At 45.1% G+C, this 15183-nt stretch carries 19 protein-coding genes; 6 read left to right on the top strand and 13 right to left on the bottom strand.

Annotated elements, in window-relative coordinates; genetic code table 11:
* Nucleotides 1-132 precede the first annotated feature (132 nt).
* From VIC_RS25175 to crp, 6 genes are all read left to right on the top strand, one after another.
* Nucleotides 133-2055: an ABC transporter ATP-binding protein gene (locus tag VIC_RS25175; protein ID WP_006963231.1), complete on the top strand. Its 1923-nt coding sequence runs from the start codon at nucleotides 133-135 to the stop codon at nucleotides 2053-2055.
* Nucleotides 2052-2528, top strand: a complete 477-nt coding sequence (locus VIC_RS25180) for a TIGR02444 family protein (protein WP_006963232.1) — start codon at nucleotides 2052-2054, stop codon at nucleotides 2526-2528. The genes VIC_RS25175 and VIC_RS25180 overlap by 4 nt, the downstream gene beginning before the upstream one ends.
* Nucleotides 2529-2539: 11 nt before the next feature.
* Nucleotides 2540-3517, top strand: a complete 978-nt coding sequence (locus VIC_RS25185) for a hydrolase (RefSeq protein WP_006963233.1) — start codon at nucleotides 2540-2542, stop codon at nucleotides 3515-3517.
* 39 nt (nucleotides 3518-3556) lie between these two features.
* Nucleotides 3557-3769: a YheU family protein gene (locus tag VIC_RS25190; protein WP_006963234.1), complete on the top strand. Its 213-nt coding sequence runs from the start codon at nucleotides 3557-3559 to the stop codon at nucleotides 3767-3769.
* 88 nt (nucleotides 3770-3857) lie between these two features.
* Nucleotides 3858-4796 carry a phosphoribulokinase gene (locus VIC_RS25195; RefSeq protein ID WP_006963235.1) on the top strand — a complete coding sequence of 313 codons (939 nt, stop codon included), beginning with the start codon at nucleotides 3858-3860 and terminating at the stop codon, nucleotides 4794-4796.
* 172 nt (nucleotides 4797-4968) lie between these two features.
* Nucleotides 4969-5601 (top strand): cAMP-activated global transcriptional regulator CRP, encoded by a 633-nt coding sequence (crp, locus tag VIC_RS25200; protein WP_004410522.1) that lies wholly within the window; start codon nucleotides 4969-4971, stop codon nucleotides 5599-5601.
* A gap of 128 nt (nucleotides 5602-5729) precedes the next feature.
* On the opposite strand, the gene VIC_RS25205 is transcribed toward crp, so the two are convergent.
* From VIC_RS25205 to VIC_RS25260, 13 genes are all read right to left on the bottom strand, one after another.
* Nucleotides 5730-6521 carry a DUF1338 domain-containing protein gene (locus VIC_RS25205; RefSeq protein ID WP_006963236.1) on the bottom strand — a complete coding sequence of 264 codons (792 nt, stop codon included), beginning with the start codon at nucleotides 6519-6521 and terminating at the stop codon, nucleotides 5730-5732.
* 178 nt (nucleotides 6522-6699) lie between these two features.
* The gene (gene astD, locus VIC_RS25210) at nucleotides 6700-8157 is read right to left on the bottom strand and encodes a succinylglutamate-semialdehyde dehydrogenase (RefSeq protein ID WP_006963237.1); all 1458 of its coding nucleotides are present in this window, start codon (nucleotides 8155-8157) and stop codon (nucleotides 6700-6702) included.
* A gap of 17 nt (nucleotides 8158-8174) precedes the next feature.
* Nucleotides 8175-9194, bottom strand: a complete 1020-nt coding sequence (gene astA, locus VIC_RS25215; protein WP_006963238.1) for an arginine N-succinyltransferase — start codon at nucleotides 9192-9194, stop codon at nucleotides 8175-8177.
* 228 nt (nucleotides 9195-9422) lie between these two features.
* The gene (locus VIC_RS25220) at nucleotides 9423-10637 is read right to left on the bottom strand and encodes an aspartate aminotransferase family protein (protein ID WP_006963239.1); all 1215 of its coding nucleotides are present in this window, start codon (nucleotides 10635-10637) and stop codon (nucleotides 9423-9425) included.
* Between the two features lie 391 nt (nucleotides 10638-11028).
* On the bottom strand, nucleotides 11029-11607 hold the full coding sequence (locus VIC_RS25225; RefSeq protein ID WP_006963240.1) for an aminodeoxychorismate/anthranilate synthase component II: 579 nt from the start codon (nucleotides 11605-11607) through the stop codon (nucleotides 11029-11031).
* Between the two features lie 139 nt (nucleotides 11608-11746).
* Nucleotides 11747-12019 (bottom strand): DUF5992 family protein, encoded by a 273-nt coding sequence (locus VIC_RS27300; protein ID WP_367317355.1) that lies wholly within the window; start codon nucleotides 12017-12019, stop codon nucleotides 11747-11749.
* Nucleotides 12020-12077: 58 nt separating this feature from the next.
* Nucleotides 12078-12419 (bottom strand): hypothetical protein, encoded by a 342-nt coding sequence (locus VIC_RS25230; RefSeq protein ID WP_039952702.1) that lies wholly within the window; start codon nucleotides 12417-12419, stop codon nucleotides 12078-12080.
* Between the two features lie 24 nt (nucleotides 12420-12443).
* Complete coding sequence (locus tag VIC_RS25235) at nucleotides 12444-12785, bottom strand: hypothetical protein (protein WP_039952705.1); 342 nt, start codon at nucleotides 12783-12785, stop codon at nucleotides 12444-12446.
* Nucleotides 12786-12798: 13 nt separating this feature from the next.
* Nucleotides 12799-13170: a hypothetical protein gene (locus tag VIC_RS25240; protein ID WP_039952706.1), complete on the bottom strand. Its 372-nt coding sequence runs from the start codon at nucleotides 13168-13170 to the stop codon at nucleotides 12799-12801.
* Between the two features lie 17 nt (nucleotides 13171-13187).
* A complete protein-coding gene (locus VIC_RS25245; protein ID WP_039952708.1) occupies nucleotides 13188-13562 on the bottom strand; it encodes a hypothetical protein in 375 nt (124 codons plus the stop codon).
* Between the two features lie 14 nt (nucleotides 13563-13576).
* Nucleotides 13577-13936, bottom strand: a complete 360-nt coding sequence (locus tag VIC_RS25250; RefSeq protein ID WP_006963243.1) for a hypothetical protein — start codon at nucleotides 13934-13936, stop codon at nucleotides 13577-13579.
* Nucleotides 13937-14126: 190 nt separating this feature from the next.
* Nucleotides 14127-14483: a hypothetical protein gene (locus tag VIC_RS25255; protein WP_039952710.1), complete on the bottom strand. Its 357-nt coding sequence runs from the start codon at nucleotides 14481-14483 to the stop codon at nucleotides 14127-14129.
* Nucleotides 14480-14842 carry a hypothetical protein gene (locus VIC_RS25260; RefSeq protein WP_039952712.1) on the bottom strand — a complete coding sequence of 121 codons (363 nt, stop codon included), beginning with the start codon at nucleotides 14840-14842 and terminating at the stop codon, nucleotides 14480-14482. The genes VIC_RS25255 and VIC_RS25260 overlap by 4 nt, the downstream gene beginning before the upstream one ends.
* Nucleotides 14843-15183: the final 341 nt, after the last annotated feature.

Genomic DNA, 15183 nt, shown 5'->3' on the forward strand with positions numbered 1-15183 from the left:
AGTAGGCGTTAGGTACAATTTTATCGTTATCGGTTTGTTATACGTTGTTGTTAAGCATAACGCAATGATCGACATTTTATCTCATTCCCCCTACTATTCGACGCGACACGAGCAAGAATAAAGCACAAGATTATGATTACCTTTTCTGACATCCAGCTGCTACGTGGCGGCAAGCCACTACTGGATCAAACCTCAGCAACCATTCACCCGGGCGACAAAGTCGGTCTAGTCGGTAAAAACGGCTGTGGTAAATCTACCCTGTTTGCATTAATTAAAGACGAATTATCGATTGATGCAGGCAACTTCAGCAAACCTTCACATTGGGAGCTCGCTTGGGTTGCGCAGGAAACGCCGGCACTGGAACGTCCAGCACTGGAATACGTCATTGATGGTGATCGAGAATACCGCGCATTAGAAGCTCAGCTTCTTCAAGCAGAACAAGCGGATAACGGCACACTGGTGGCTGAACTGCATGGCAAGATTGAGACAATCGGCGGGTACAGTATTCGTGCTCGCGCTGCTGAGCTGCTTGATGGCTTAGGTTTCAGTCAGGAGCAGATGAGCTGGAACCTGACTCAGTTCTCTGGTGGTTGGCGCATGCGTCTCAACCTTGCTCAAGCACTTTTATGTCGCTCAGACTTACTACTGCTCGATGAGCCGACCAACCACTTAGACCTAGATGCGGTTATGTGGCTAGAGCGCTGGCTGCAAAACTACCCGGGGACACTGGTGTTGATCTCACACGATCGCGACTTCCTTGACCCGATCGTTGGTCGGATTATTCATATCGAGAACCAGCAGATGAACGAGTACACTGGTAACTACTCGTCATTCGAAGATCAGCGTGCGCAAAAACTGATCCTGCAACAAGCGCAGTATCAAAAGCAGCAGAAACAAATGGCGCACATGCAGAAGTATATCGACCGTTTCCGCTACAAAGCTTCCAAAGCGCGTCAGGCACAAAGCCGAATTAAAGCGTTAGATCGTTTGGAAAAGGTATTACCTGCTCAATTTGATAACCCATTCAGTTTCGAATTTCGCGATCCTGATTCGCTACCCAATCCCATAATCATGATGGATGAGGTGTCTGCGGGGTATGGTGACAACCTTATCTTGGAAAAAATTCGCCTCAATCTGGTTCCGGGGAGCCGTATTGGTCTGCTTGGCCGAAATGGTGCTGGTAAATCTACGCTGATTAAACTGCTGTCAGGTGAGCTCAACAGTCAAGGAGGCGATCTGACTTACTCGCAAGGGGTTAAGATTGGTTACTTCGCTCAGCACCAACTCGAAACCTTGCACCCTGAGGAAACGCCTCTCCAGCATATGATGCAAATCGCGCCGGATAAGAATGAACTGGAATTGCGTAATTACCTCGGCAGTTTCGGCTTTCAAGGTGATAAAGCATTAGAGAAAGTGGCGCCTTTCTCAGGGGGAGAAAAAGCACGCTTAGTGTTGGCACTGATCGTATGGCAAAAGCCCAACTTGCTGCTGCTCGATGAACCGACCAACCACTTAGACTTGGACATGCGTCAGGCCCTGACTCTCGCACTGCAAACATTTGAAGGGGCGATGGTGATTGTCTCGCACGACCGTTATCTCCTGCGCGCCACAACCGATGATCTTTATTTGGTCCATGATCGTCAGGTAGCACCATTCGATGGCGACCTGAACGATTACTATAAATGGCTGACAGAGCAGCAAAAAGCAGAGCGCCGTGAAGCACAATCTGCCCAGCCAGAAAAGAGCAGCACCCATAGCGCGGCTGCCAAGAAAGAGCAAAAACGCCGCGAAGCAGAATTTCGTAAACAAACCGCTCCGATTCGCAAGACATTGACCAAATTGGAAGCTCAGATGGAAACTTTGGGCACTCAATTAGCGGAAGCAGAGACGCAATTATCTGATAACTCACTGTATGAAGCGGAAAATAAAGCTAAACTTAATCAGGTATTAACCGCCCAGAGCCAAGCCAAAACCGAACTGGAAGACATCGAAATGGAGTGGATGGCACTGCAAGAAGATCTGGAGCAGATGGAACAGGAGTTTACTAGCCAATGAGCTCAAAGCACGTATCAGTATCGCTAACCCTAGAACGCTTATGGCAGTTCAGTCTGCAATATTACAGTGTTCGAGAAGTGAAAGATGCGTGCCTCAATTTACAAAACCAGTTCAAAGGTAATGTTAACCTGCTGCTGCTACTCAAATGGCTTGATGAGCAGCAGGCTGCCTTTCTCGATGAAGACTGGCATAAAGTCGAAGAGTGTCTAGGTCGTTCAGAAACCCTGTTACACAGCTATCGAGACCTACGTCGTAAACTCAAATCCCATGTAACGGATACCCTCTACAGAGAATCCTTACAGTTCGAATTACAACTTGAAAAGCAACAGCAGTCTGATCTGGTCGACTGCATAAACAGTATAGAATTACAGACGAATCAAGCTGAACCGCTGACGTTGAGATATTGTCGTCAGCTTGGCGGAGAACATTTGCACGACGTTTTTGCCCATTCCATCGATGACCTCACCCACTGATAGGCGTTCTTATGACTCAATTTATTGCTGCCAAAGGATTAGCCAATCCTCATCTGCAAACTCTGGCGCCGCGTTTTATTCGTAAGAAAGCGCTGTTTGAACCGCTTTGGCAAACGCTCAGCACACCGGATGGTGATTTTCTCGATCTGGCTTGGAGTGAAGACTGGCAAACCGAGCAAGCTAAGAAAAAGCCTGTGTTTGTCTTGTTTCATGGACTAGAAGGCTGCTTTTACAGTCCTTACGCGAATGGTTTGATGCACGCCTTTTCTCAACATGGCTGGCTGTCCGTGATGATGCATTTTCGCGGCTGCAGCGGTAAGCCTAACCATCGTGCACGAGCGTATCATTCAGGTGAAGTAGAAGATGCACGTTTCTTCCTTGAGCAGCTAAATCAACAGCTACCGAATCAAACTAAAGTCGCGGTAGGAATTTCTCTTGGTGGCAACATGCTGGCTAACTATCTGGCGCAATATAATCAAGAGCCCCTACTTTCTGCAGCGACCATCGTCTCGGCGCCGCTCGATCTATCAGCCTGTTCAGAGCGTATCGAGAAAGGCTTTTCCAAGGTGTACAAAACATACCTGCTCTCATCTTTGAAGAAAAATGCTCTGCGTAAACATCACCTAATTAAAGGCGAGCTCGATGTCTCTTACCAGAGCATTAAGCGTGTCACTAAGCTGTTTGAATTTGACGACTTAATTACCGCTCCTTTACATGGCTTTAAAGACGCACAGGATTACTATCAAAGGTGCTCCGGTATTCATCGACTCAAAGACATTCGCATACCGACACAAATCATTCATGCCAAAGACGACCCTTTCATGACGGATGCCGTCATCCCTAAATACGTCTTGCCATATAACATAGACTACCGACTGTTCGAGCAAGGTGGTCATGTCGGATTTTTAACGGGCAGTGCTCTCAAACCAAGATTCTGGTTAGAAGAAGCGTTACCTGCCTACTATCAAAGTCTGGCGGTTTCTGGATAATAGCCCACCAACTTTCGACCATAAAAGACAGAGGTATTTATGATCGTCCCATGGCAACAAATTGATCCAGAGACACTGGAAAACCTGATTCGTGAATTCGTTCTGCGTGAAGGCACTGACTACGGTGAGATGGAAATTTCCCTGCAAGATAAAGTCGATCAGATTAAGGCTCAGCTTGAATCCGGTGAAGCCGTTGTGGTGTTCTCTGAGCTTCACGAAACTGTCGATATCCAGCTCAAACAAAAGTTCTAACTTTAAAACACAGCATACCGTGCCCTTGCATTAAAGCGTGTTATAGTGACATGCAACAAGGGACAGTTATTTACAGACAAGGTTTGTCATGTCAGCAAAACATCCGATCATTGCCGTCACTGGTTCATCTGGTGCAGGTACTACCACGACATCTGAAGCATTCCGCAAAATGTTCAACATGATGAGCGTTAAGCCCGCTTGGGTAGAAGGTGATAGTTTTCACCGTTTTACTCGCCCAGAGATGGACGTTGAAATTCGTAAGGCCCGTGAACAGGGTCGTCACATTAGTTACTTTGGCCCGCAGGCAAACGACTTCCCAGCGCTTGCTGAATTTTTCCGTAAATACGGTAACGAAGGAACCGGGCAAGTACGCCGTTATCTGCACACGTTTGATGAAGCCGTACCGTACAACCAGATGCCGGGAACCTTTACGCCTTGGCAAGAACTACCAGAGAACTCCGATGTACTGTTTTATGAAGGTCTGCACGGTGGCGTAGTTGATGGCGATGTTAACGTGGCTCAGCATGTCGACTTTCTGATTGGCATGGTACCCATTGTTAACTTGGAATGGATACAAAAGTTCGTTCGAGATACCCGAGATCGTGGTCACTCTCGTGAGGCCGTGATGGATTCTATTGTCCGTTCGATGGACGACTACCTTAACTATATCACTCCCCAGTTCTCGCGAACTCATATCAACTTCCAGCGCGTTCCAACAGTCGACACATCTAACCCACTCAACGCCAAAGGCATACCGAGCCTAGATGAAAGCTTTGTCGTGATTCGCCTGCGCGGAATTAAGAACGTCGATTTCCCTTACCTACTGGCAATGATTGATGGTTCGTTTATGTCTCGCCACAACACGCTCGTGGTACCGGGCGGCAAAATGAGTTTCGCGGTCGAGTTGATTGTTCGCCCGATCTTGCAACAGTTAATCGAAACCGGAAAAATGGCTAAGACTCGCGTTATAAACACGATTACTTTTCATACCGTGATCATGTGCACATTTTTGCGTACAAAATCGTAAGGTGTACCCGATTAAAATCAAGAAATCGATTTCAAAAAAAGATACTATTTGAAACCGAAACAAAGATGGCTTGCAGCATTTGAAAAGTGCTCTTATCCTAGTAGGTCTTGATTCAAGGCTTAGCTAAAACATGGAAAGCAGCAAGCGTACCCTGCAGAGGAAGTGAGATATTATGGTTCTAGGTAAACCTCAAACCGATCCAACATTAGAGTGGTTCCTTTCACACTGTCATATTCATAAGTACCCGTCAAAAAGCACGCTGATCCACGCGGGCGAAAAAGCAGAGACTCTTTACTACATTGTTAAAGGTTCTGTTGCAGTACTTATCAAAGACGAAGAAGGTAAGGAAATGATCCTTTCTTACCTAAACCAAGGTGACTTTATCGGTGAACTTGGTTTATTCGAAGAAGACCAAGAGCGTACGGCATGGGTTCGTGCGAAATCTCCTTGTGAAGTAGCAGAAATTTCATTCAAGAAATTCCGTCAGCTAATCCAAGTTAACCCTGACATCCTAATGCGCCTGTCTGCACAAATGGCAAGCCGTCTACAGGTAACCAGTCAGAAAGTGGGTGACTTGGCATTCCTAGACGTAACAGGCCGCATCGCGCAAACACTGCTTAACCTGGCAAAACAGCCAGATGCAATGACACACCCAGACGGCATGCAGATCAAGATCACTCGTCAGGAAATCGGTCAGATTGTTGGCTGTTCTCGTGAAACAGTAGGTCGTATCTTGAAGATGCTAGAAGAGCAGAACCTAATTTCTGCCCATGGTAAGACAATCGTTGTTTACGGAACTCGTTAATTTCGATTAACCGCTAAAATTTTAAAAGCCACCAATGGAAACATTGGTGGCTTTTTTGTTTATATCGGATCCAGGAACCGGAAAGGACTTCTCGACTCCATCGGGAGAGAAGCCCGTTCTCGTCTATCTTATCCGTTAGTACTTTCGAAAATCTTGTCAGCAGAAGCAGCAACGAATCCTGGGTAAAGTTCACCGTTACTCATTGGGTAACGCTTAGCAAACTCATAGAAGCCACCAGGAACCATCTCAGTCCCTTCAGTGAAGGTCACTGGTACTTTATCCGCCATGGTAGAAGATTGCTCAAGCAGCACGTCCGGCGAGCCTTTCACTTCACCGCCTGATTCATTGATCGTAAAGCCAGCTTCACGTAGGTGGTCATTAACACCTTTCACTTCTTCAAAAGCGTCCAGCTGATTCACGCTAACCGTAAAGTGGTTAGCACCGTAGCCGTGTGCTGCTAGCCAAGAAGCGTATTCACTCTCTTTTGCCAGCAACTGGTAATCAGCAAAACTCAGATCCCATAAACGCCCACCAGACAAGAACTCATGACCTTTTAGCTTATCGGTGTCCAATTGCTCAACCAGCTTGGCAACGATGGCCTGAAGCTCTGGAGAACACTCGTTCACTTTTAGCTCACTGATAAAAACTTTTGGCTGTTTCGGGTCTGGATGCTCAAAGTGCTTCGCCACTAACTTCTTACTTTCGAACTCGTAATCACCGCACGGCTTATAGCCAGCGTCGATAAACGGTTTGGCCAGTGTCTCAATCCCCAAAGGTGCGACATTAAATGTACGCAGCGCAATGTGGTCATTGATCAATGGCTCATTTTCCTGAAGCAGATGGTGAACTTTATCAGCAGAGGGACATAAGCGTTGAATATAGTCATTCCATAACGACTGGAATAAAACTTGTGGCGTCATAACGCCTCCTTGTTTGGGTTTGTCTACGTTAACGGAGTTATATTTATTGTTTATTTGATTTTATAAATGAGGCTATCTGACCAAATTTGTCCAGAAATCTGATCAGATAGCCTTCAACCTGTGACGTTTAAAAACCTCCCCAAAAAGAGAGGTGGTAAGGGAAACCCTTAAAATATTTTTATAACTCAACACCCGGGCTCAATGTAGCAGGTAGTAGAGTTTCCCCACCTTCCATTGATGCCATTGGGTATGCGCAGTAATCTGCTGCGTAGTAAGCACTTGGGCGTAGGTTACCCGAAGCACCTGGGCCACCGAATGGTGCATCACCGCTTGCGCCAGTTAGCTGACGGTTGCGATTGACGATGCCAGCACGAATGTGGTCAACAAAGTAATCCCACTCGCTATCATCGGTTGAAACCAGACCTGCCGACAAGCCGAAGCGCGTATCGTTTGCCAGTTCAACTGCTTTCTCCAAGCCTTGGTAACGCACCACTTGTAGTAGTGGCCCAAAGTACTCTTCATCTGGCAGATCAGCGATTGGCGTCACATCAATGATGCCCGGAGAAACAAATGCCGCTTCACCCGCTTTCGCTTCTAGCAAGCTCACACCGCCAAGGCTTTGCAAGTTTGTTTGCGCATTAAGAATAAAGTCAGCCGCTGCTTTAGAAATCTGAGGCCCCATAAATGGCGCAGGTTCAGCAAATGGCTGATCAACACGAATCTTTTGAGTTGCTTGAACGAGTTTGCTGACCAGCTGGTCGCCTTTCTCACCAACAGGCACGTACAGGCGACGGGCACAAGTACAACGTTGACCTGCACTGATGAAAGCAGACTGAATAATGGTATACACAGTTGCATCCAGCTCGCCGTAGTTTTCAGAGATCACCATCGGGTTGTTGCCGCCCATTTCTAGCGCCAACATTTTACCCGGCTGCCCTGCAAACTGACGGTGCAGGATATGACCAGTGTTTGCACTACCCGTGAACAATACGCCATCAATGCCTTTCGAATCTGCCAGCGCAACACCGGTTTCCTTCGCGCCCTGAACAAGGTTGATTACGCCTGCTGGTAAGCCCGCTTGCTGCCATAGTTTCATCGCGAACTCGCCGGTGAGTGGCGTTTGCTCTGAAGGCTTAAACACGACCGTGTTACCAGCAAGCAGTGCCGGAACAATGTGGCCATTTGGCAAATGACCTGGGAAGTTATAAGGGCCGAATACCGCCATTACACCCAAAGGGCGGTGACGCAGAACAATCTGGTTGCCTGCCGCTTCTCGCGTCGCTTCACCGGTACGGTCATGGTAAGCACGGATAGAGATCGCAATCTTACCAGCCATAGCTGCTGCTTCAGTGCGCGTTTCCCAGATTGGTTTTCCGGTTTCTTTCGCGATAATTTCAGCGATTTGCTCGCTGTTCTCTTTTACTTTCTCAGCAAACGCCAGCACCACAGCTTCGCGCTCAGCGTAAGTCAGCTTTTTCCAGCTCAAGAAAGCGTTTCGAGCAGCGCTCACTGCCGATTCAACCTGCGCAGGTGACGCACTGTCACCCTGCCAGATCACTTCATTGTTGTATGGGCTGATCGAGTTCATCGATTCGCCCTGACCCGCAAGCCACTCGCCTGCAATCCAATGTGTCATGATTCTATTCCTTTCGATTACTGAGCCAGCATGCGAACGTATTCGCCTTCATTCACTTCCAGTGCTTTAGCAACATCAGGTGCCAGAATCACAGATTCAGAGGCCTGGTCATATGCGGCTTTAGCTGCCACGGCACGGAAGTTTTCAAACGACGTGTTTGAGATAAGGTAATCTTGCGAACTGGTGTGCTCAGCAATGGTGATTTTCGCGCGGAATGAGTGGCGGACCGACTCAATATTACGCACATCACACTCTACCGACGGGCCGCCATCAAAGATGTCGACGTAGTTACGGCAAGTGAAGCCTTCTTTCTCAAGCAAGCGCAATGCAGGCTTGGTATTTTCATGTACCTGACCAATCACCGCCTGAGCTTCTTTGCTCAGTAAGTTGATATAAATTGGTAGCTTAGGCATTAGGTCGGCGATAAAGCCTTTCTTACCGATACCCGTCAGGTAATCAGCCATAGTGAAATCAATCGAGAAGAAATGCTCTTGCAGCCATTGCCAGAATGGTGAGTTACCTTCTTCATCTGACACGCCACGCATTTCAGCAAATACCGTTTCTGAGAAACGATGCGGGTGTTCCGCCATCATCAAGAAACGACACTTCGACATTAGGCGACCATTCAGTCCGCCACGGAAATTCGGGCGCAAGAACAAGGTACAGATTTCACTACAACCCGTGTAGTTATTGCCAAATGTAAGCAGCTTAACCACATTATTCACCCCCAATTTTGGCGATGAATGTACAATAGTGCTGATGTGGTAAGAATAAAATGGCACATCCCAGCCAATCGAAGCTTCAATACCAGTACAACCAGCGACTTCGCCAGTCTCACTGTCGAAACCGACCATCAGATAACCTTCGTCACCAGGTTCAGTCACTTCGTTTTTGGCAAAGCTGTACTCAGAATGAGTAATACGATTGGTCAACAGTTCTTCGTTAACCGGAAGAGATGTGAATCCGTGACCCGATTCAACCGCACAGGTGTGCAGCGCATCGTAGTCCGACATTGCTATAGGGCGAACAACCAGCATCGATACTCCCTCCAGATGCAGGATACCAATGCTATCGGTCATCTATTCGTTGTTGCTGGCTAAAATCGCTAATCACTACGTTGTAGCTTTTGAAGTTAGGCCCGCTCGCTTGCTGTAAGCTACGCCTTGTTCTAAGCAATTTTTCCTGCGCAACTATCCAAACACATGACCGATAGCACTGGTATTGGGAGAACTGTTGCAATACAGCTCTCCCAGTTTGTTTATTTATTATTTAACTAGAGTGGCTAGTGCTTTATCTAGTTTTGCTAATCCTTCTGCGATTTCTTCTTTGGTGATAACCAGTGAAGGCGTAAAGCGAACTACATTCGCGCCTGCCACTAACACCATCAGACCTTCTTTACCTGCTGCAACCAGTACGTCACGCGCACGGCCTTGCCACTCATCGTTAAGCGCAGCGCCTAAAAGAAGGCCTTTGCCGCGAACTTCCGCGAACATGTTGTACTTATCATTAAGTTTAGCTAAACCGTCACGGAACAGAGCTTCGCGCTCTGCAACGCCAGCCAGAGTTTCTGGTGCGCTTACAATGTCGACGACCGCTTCTGCAACTGCACACGCAAGTGGGTTACCACCGTACGTTGAACCATGAGTGCCCACTTTCAGGTGCTTAGACAGTTCAGTTGTAGTTAGCATTGCACCGATAGGGAAACCGCCACCGAGCGATTTTGCGGTGCTTAGGATATCTGGTGTGACACCCAGACCTTGATAAGCGTAGAAGTGCCCCGTACGGCCGTTACCTGTCTGAACTTCATCAAAGATAAGCAGTGCATTGTGCTTGTCACACAGTTCACGAACGGTTTGAACAAACTCATCTGTTGGAGAGATGATACCGCCTTCACCCTGAAGAGGTTCCATCATGATGGCACAAGTACGGTCAGAGATGTGTGCACGTAGCGCTTCCACATCATTGTACGGCAGGTGAGTGACATCACCAGGTTTAGGACCAAAACCATCAGAGTAAGCCGCTTGGCCACCAACCGTTACCGTAAAGAAAGTACGACCGTGGAAGCCTTGTTTGAAAGCGATGATTTCAGATTTCTCAGGGCCAAACTGGTCAGCTGCGTAACGACGCGCCAGTTTCAGAGCTGCTTCGTTTGCTTCTGCACCTGAGTTAGCGAAGAACACTTTTTCTGCAAAGCTCACGTCTGTCAGCTTCTTCGCTAGGCGAAGTGCAGGTTCGTTTGTCATGACATTACTTAGATGCCATAGTTTTTGGCCTTGCTCCGTCAGAGCATTAACCATTGCAGGGTGACAATGACCCAGACAGCTCACGGCGATACCACCAGCAAAGTCGATATACTCTTTGCCTTCCTGATCCCAAACACGAGCGCCTTCGCCCTTGACTGGAACCATTTCCATTGGGTTATAACAAGGTACCATCACCTCATCAAACAAACCGCGTTCTACTTTATTTTCGACTGTCATTGCACATTCCCTCTCGATACCGCATGCCAGGTAATTTTTGCATCCTTGCTTTCATTAAACGAAAGCACATATTGTTTTGCATTTAAGCAATTGCGGCATTGTATTTACATTTAATTAACCATTTCAATAGTGAATTATTCTTTTTACTTCACTGCTGAAAGTCTGTTCTGCATTAGCTTTGAGTATTTATGCATTAAGCCACTGCTTTTATGAAGCAATATATTCTTATAACAAAGATAAGCTGTAGTTAAGCATAGTAATAACAAGGGCGGAGAGTTAGGCAGGACAACGCCTGCGAATAGTTTTTCACATAATATCCGCACGCAAGAATATGAAAGAAATGTTAAAAAAAGTGATCCCAGTCAGGATTTATTGAGGTAATAAAAGAGGGTTAGCGACGTAAAAAGTTGGCAAGTAGATCATGCCCTTGCTCAGTTTTGATCGATTCTGGGTGAAATTGCACCGCATCAATAGGCAAGGTTTTGTGCTGATAGCCCATGATTTCATCCATCGAGCCATCTTCGAGCTCCGTCCAAGCGGTGAGCTCAAAACACTCTGGTAACGTGCCGTTTTGAACCACCAGTGAATGATAGCGCGTTACTGTGAGAGGGTTATTCAAGCCTGCAAAGACGCTGCGGCCACTGTGTCGAATTGGGGATGTTTTCCCGTGCATCACCTGACGAGCACGCACCACTTCACCGCCAAATACCTGAGCAATCGCCTGATGGCCTAAGCACACACCAAGTATCGGCAGTTTACCTGCAAAGTGTTCAATCACCTCTAGAGTGACCCCTGCTTCATTAGGTGTACACGGCCCCGGAGAGATCACCAGATGGCTAGGTTTCATCGCTTCAATCGCCGCAATGTCTGTTTCATCGTTACGCACGACTTTTACCTCTGCACCCAACTCGCAAAAGTATTGGTACAGGTTGTAAGTAAAAGAGTCGTAGTTATCGATGATTAACAGCATGGGTCTGGATTGGTGTTGATAAAATTGCTTGTCAGGGGCGGTATTGTGCAATACCAAGACGGAAAGGCAAGCAATAACTCCGCAAACGATAAAAATAACGCCAGCATAAGCTGGCGTTATGGGTTTACAGTCATATGGGCTAGCGCTCTATTTTAATGTAAGCAGCGTTCTTACAATCATCCCCAGCATAGTTATGAACCGTTACTTTGGCGCCCATAGAAAATGCGGTCAGCGCAGGCGAATAGGCACGCCTGTGCACTTCGGAAGAGGTAGTTGCATTACGTGGAAATAGTCTTGTGGTACTTCCACATACACCTGTACCACCTTTCACTGATACTGCAAAACTATCGGTATTGCTGCTTGTATTGGCAATAGATTTATAGTTGAACCTTCGGCAATAAAAGCACCTGATGCCAAAGCAAAGTTAGACGATGAAACAAGGGCTAAGAATGTGATTCCGCGTATTATCATTACTCTCCCAAGATTCCAACATAATTAGGACCAGGAGCACTTCCATAATGAGGCAGATTGCTACAAGTATATTGATCAGTGTTGTAGTAAGTCGCTATAGTTTTTCCTGTTGATTGCGCAGTCAGTAATACGCTGAGCATGCCTTGGCATGCTTCAGGGCTGACTCCTTTCCAGTGCTTTTCAATATTACACATCACGGTGTATGTACCCCTATATGAGGTCGCTACGTTAATATCACCATTAGCATACTGCAGAATATGCTTGATGGTGCCATGGCAACTAATAGCAGCCATTGAGGGCGTACTAAATAGAATTGCTGCCAGTAGGAGTATTTTTTTCATCAGTGTTTCCTGTCTTGTAAGTGATTATCTCAGTGGCCCACGGCAATATTGGACCTGTACGGTGTTCGTCCCACAGCCACTTTCAACAACACAAGCCACCGCCTTATTTTCCTTTGACATATGCATCAACCATGAATACATGGCATAGAAATGTGGCGCATTCATATCAAAACTAAAATAACGTGGTGTTTTTCCTGCACACGTACCATGAGTACCGTTTCCATTGATTAAAAACGTTCCTTGGGTTCCTAAATGAACATATTGAGGAACCCCCATGGCAATCCAGTCTCCATTTTTACTGGCATTAGTAGCTAACACTTGGAATGAAAAGAGAAAGAGTGAAGTTAAAATTAGAAGTCGTTTCATTTTGCATTGTGTCCTACTGGAGTAATGGCGGGTTACCAAGGGTGATGTATCTTGCTTTACAGTGACCAGAGCCAGAGTATTTAACAGAATCGTCAAAAGAGACCGACACCTCTTTACCTGCCATAAACGCACCTAAAATCATTGAATAAGCAGAACTGTCGGTCGCCGCAAATAACACCGTATTGCTAGGGGTCCATATACTACATGTCCCTGCCTTATCTACACCTTTTAACGTAAACCAAAACGCTGGCGGTCTCCAAGAGGAGATCACATCGCCATCATGGGTGCGTATATATTCAATTTCTCCTTTTACAAACCCTTTCTCTGCACTGGCTGGTATGGAGACAAACAATAAAGGAAGTAGGATCAGAATTAATTTTTTCATATAAAGTCCTGGTGAGCTCATAAAGTGAAATGGCGAATTAAGGGCGCTCGGTGTGTCCCTGATGCTTCACAAACGTCCCAGTAACTTATTGTCACAGGTATTTTCGCAACTCGCGCGGCAAGTGCAACACTCAAAACATGGTCAAACAAAGGGTTGCGAGAGTCGATAATAAATCGATTAGAGTGCACTGCACATGATGGTTTTTCAGACATGTCAGTCGGAATGTTAATTAATAGCTCAGTATAAGACACGCTTGATGGAGAAGTACTAGACTGCGGGTACACGACAATACTCGATATTTCTGTTTTAATGTTATAAATAGACGCGGCATAAGCACTACTACAACCAATAAGTGCAAAGCAGAACCAGTATAATTTATAGCGTATTTTCATTTTATTTACCTTAATTATAAAATAGTCAGATACTGTAACTTGCAATACCCATTGTCAGGGAAGAGGATAGAATCATCTAACGTAACCATGACTTTCTTATTTGCCATTTTTGCAGATAACAACATCGTCAATGCTGTTTCGTTGTTTTCTGGAATTGAAATTGCGTAAGTGCCAGAAGCATAAGATTTACAGTTAGGCTTTGTTTCTGGGTTGACGATTTCAAACCAAGTGTGTTTTCGCCATAATGGAGCTAATGAATTAGAGGCTTCATGATATCGAATTTGGCCAATATCCCCAGTTATATCGAATCGAGCCGCATTAGCTGGTGCAGAGAGAATTAACATCACTAAAGCGGTAAAAACTTTAATATTCATATTTTTAACCTAGCCTTTCTTGATAAAAATAATTTGGAGTACGCGTTAATAAATAACCATATAGTCGAGCTGGCAATCGTTGGAGCCTTCAACAATGCGGGCATATACCTGTTTCTCTGATGAGTGTTAAAAATTAAATATGCCCACGTCTTGATTTAACGCTCATTTTATATACAAAACCATTTGTATATCAATCTTCATATATCAAATTACCGTCATGAGAAATCTTATCAATACTATAAGTTTGAAGTGCTTTGTTTTTACTTTCATTCACCAAACCATTATTAAATCGATAGACAACTTCTACTTCCTTATTATAGTATTTCCCACCTGGAGAAAATAAAACCTCACCATCAACAAATCCATATACCACAAGATTTAAATTGGAATCGCCACTAATTTTTAATCGTATTGTATGACCATCACCACCACGACCATAATTCTCCGTAATTTTGATTGGTGTTAATACTCCTTCAACATTTACAAGGTCTTGCTCAGGGCCACACCCTGTTATAATAAGTATGATTAAGTACAATAAAGGCCTCATAAGTAAGGATCCTGATATACTACCTTGCCCTTATATTCTATTTTACCAACAATATAAGTTTTAGTGATTGACTCATAACTAGGAATAGGATCACCGCTGATAAAGTAGGATACTGAAACATCTTTATTATAATAGTTTCCTCTTTTACTAAAAAGATCCCACCCAATTCTAAAACCATGTGTCACCAGCTTAATTTCAAGATTAGAGCTTATAGAATATACTACCCTAAGGCCAGTACCTCTTCCTTTCTTACTTTTCATTTCAACAGGGGTTAATACCCCATCAATTTTAACGATTGATTCTTTAGCTCCACAGCCATAAATAAAAACCAAAGTGAACAGAAATAATATACTTTTCATTTTCTCAAACCACTATTTTCTGCATACCTATCGAATCAATTAAAGTTGCATAAAAAGGAAAAATCTTTATTCTACACTGACCGCTAGCTCACTATACTTTGTAACCATAAACAATCCTGATAAATATCTATCAGATTTGTTTCAATCGACCTTTTCAATAATGTTAAAATTCAGTAAATCCGCATTTGAACCTATCAAATAGTATAATAATCCCGATAAGAAAAACAAAAGGAAAAAACGAGCGAAAGAACTAAAGAAACGTGCTCTGTCATAAAATAAACAGTAAAAACTTTTAATAAAGAAAAACACACCAGAAAAGAAAACCAGCATGTTTAAGATCA

This window comes from Vibrio coralliilyticus ATCC BAA-450 (assembly GCF_000176135.1).
Lineage (GTDB): Bacteria > Pseudomonadota > Gammaproteobacteria > Enterobacterales > Vibrionaceae > Vibrio > Vibrio coralliilyticus.